Annotated in this window: 2 protein-coding genes; both read right to left on the minus strand. The window is 70.5% G+C overall.

The features are described from left to right. Window positions 1-1030, minus strand: a 1030-nt coding sequence (locus ABZ281_RS47430; RefSeq protein ID WP_356664831.1) for a cellulase family glycosylhydrolase, incomplete at its 3' end; no start/stop codon positions are given. 171 nt (window positions 1031-1201) lie between these two features. Beyond that, a partial coding sequence (locus ABZ281_RS47435) for an LmeA family phospholipid-binding protein (RefSeq protein WP_356664833.1) occupies window positions 1202-2011 on the minus strand: 810 nt, incomplete at its 5' end.

Consider the following 2011-nt stretch of genomic DNA (forward strand, 5'->3'; position numbering starts at 1 on the left):
GCTTCCAGGCCCAGTGCAGCCGATCCAGGCCGCTCTGGTTGTTGAGCTTCAGGCTGAGGCCGGTTCCCGTGCCCTGGAGCGTGGTGAGCGAGTAGGTGTCACCGTTGCGCAGGCCGGGCCAGTAGACCGAGCCCAGGCCCAGCTCGCGGATCGTGTCGGTCGCGGCCTGGATGTACGCGATCTCGTTGGAGGTGCCCGCCGGGCCGTTGTAGTCCAGGCCGGTGGTCATGGATGCACCGAACTCGTCGAGGATCGTGCGTGAGGCGCAGTCGCCGATGCGGCTCTTGAAGTCCGCCTTCCACTGCTCGACGCCGGTCCAGTCGGTGTGCCAGAAGCCGTAGTTGTGCAGGGCGAGGCGCGTGCCCTTCAGACGCGGGTCGGCGCAGACCGGCTTGACGTCCTCGCTGTACTTGTAGCCGCCGATCAGGATCCGGTCGCGGGGCACGTTGCCGTGGGTGCTCACCCACGTCGCGGCGATGTCCGTCCACTCCTGGGCGGTGTAGCCGAACGGCTCGTTCATCGGCTCGAAGTACACCTTGGAGTTGCGGGCGTATGCGGAGGTGATCCGCGCCCACATCCGGTCCCAGGACGCCCGGTCGTCGATCTTGCCGTCCTTGGCGTTGTCGGCCTCCCAGTAGCCCAGGATGACCTTGAAGCCCTGGGCGGTGGCGGCGTCGATCGCGCCCCGGTACGACTTCCAGAACGGGCCGTTCACGGTGGTCGGGTTGACCGGGAGGCGGACGGTGTTGGCGCCGAGCTTGGAGAATCCGCCGATGATCGCCTTGGACTTGGCGTAGGTGGTGGCGTAGCCGTCGGCGGCGGACAGGCCCGAGGGCACGACCGCGTCGTGGGCGAAGTTGTCGCGCGGGTCAGCCCAGTTGACGCCCTTGAAGTCGCTGACGGGCGGCGGGGTGTCGGGACGGTGGGCGGGAGAGGCGGCCGCGGGGGAGGCGAGCGCTCCACCGAATGCCGTGACGCAGGCCAGCAGCGCCCCCACGCACGCTGTCCCGCGATGGTTCCTTTGAGACACGACATCCCCTTCTGAGAGGTGCACGGATGGGCGGCCCGCGGACGTACCGCCCAGTGGTGCACGAAACTAGAAGGCGACTCCAACAGAGGTCAACACATCAGAACATAAAGTTTCAACCAGAGGTGGCGCGGGCGCGTCAGGAAGACCTCTCGACCGGCGTCCCTCGGGGCGTCACTTCCCGACCGTGAGCCCCGATCCCGACACCCGCACCCGGAGGCCGTCCTCCTCCACGCGTACGTCCTGCAGCCGCACGTCCCCCTGATCCGGCTCGGGCAGTTCGAACGCCAGGGACAGCCGGTCGGCCAGGACCGGGCGGGTCAGGCCCGACAGGGAGTCGAGCAGGTTGGGGTCGAGGCCCAGACGGCGCATGACGTCGGGGTGCTCCAGCGCCAGGTCGATGAGGTCGAGGCCGGCGGCCTGGCGGGCGAAGCGCGGGGAACCGGTCAGCTCGGCGAGCTTGCCGTCGTCGGCCAGCGCCTCGCGCACGGTCGCCTCGGGCACGCCCATCCGCCGCACGACGGCCGGGACCGACAGCAGCGCCTTGGCCTTGCGGGTCTCCCGGGCGAGGTCGGCGGTGCCCTTGGGCGTCAGGTGCAGGCCCTCCGAGGCGCGGGTGCCGGGGCGGTAGGTGGCCAGATCACCGATGTCCAGGCGCATCTTGCCGATCTCGGTCGCGATGCCCCGCTCGCCCTGCCGCTGGATCCGGGCCTCGGCGCGCAGCCGCAGGTCGTGCCCGGCGACCGGCAGGGTGCCGTTCGCCCGGACCTTGTCGCGGCCCTCGCCGGTGAACCTCACCTGGGAGGCGCCCAGTTCGCGGTTGAGGTCGGCGAAGGTCAGCTGGACGTCCCCGTCGAAGCGGGGGACGTGGGCGCCGCGCACGGAGGTGAGGCCGTCGGCGTCCAGCGTCACGTCGTGGGCCGTGGCCGACACCTTGGCCAGGGAGACCCGGTCGGCGGCGACGTCCGGGACGGTCACCTTCAC

Origin of the sequence: Streptomyces sp. NPDC006265, from assembly GCF_040613555.1 — a bacterium.
Lineage (GTDB): Bacteria > Actinomycetota > Actinomycetes > Streptomycetales > Streptomycetaceae > Streptomyces.